General features: G+C 64.3%; 1 protein-coding gene. It reads left to right on the top strand.

Annotated features, from left to right (window positions below):
• Positions 1 to 45: 45 nt before the first annotated feature.
• Positions 46 to 468 (top strand): tetratricopeptide repeat protein (locus ACYQ78_RS21270; protein WP_459802622.1); only part of this gene is annotated, 423 nt, incomplete at its 3' end.

Raw genomic sequence — 468 nt, 5'->3', positions numbered from 1 at the left:
GAAGCAGCGTCGGAGGCGGCCGCCTTGTACCGGCGATCTGCCGCAATGAACCCGGATGCCTTCCTGCCTGATCTCGCTATGTCGCTGAACAACCAGTCCGTTCGTCTTTCAGATCTTGGGCGGCGCGAGGAGGCACTGGAAGCAGCGTCGGAGGCGGCCGCCTTGTACCGGCGATCTGCCGCAATGAACCCGGATGCCTTCCTGCCTGATCTCGCCGTGTCGCTGAACAACCAGTCCAATCACCTGTCTGGCCTGGGGCGGCGCGAGGAGGCACTGACCGCAATCGAAGAAGCGGTAGCTGTCCGCAGAACGCTAGCTCAGGCTCGACCCGACGCCTTCCTCCCCGACCTTGCGATGTCGTTGAACAACCAGTCCAACCGCCTGTCGGGCTTGGGGCGGCGCGAGGAGGCACTGAACGCAATCGAAGAAGCGGTGACTATCCGCCGGATGCTGGCCGAGGCCCGACCC

The organism is Herbidospora sp. RD11066 (genome assembly GCF_054661255.1).
The sequence above is the reverse complement of the archived record's forward strand: the minus strand, read 5'-3'. Positions and strand labels throughout refer to the sequence as shown.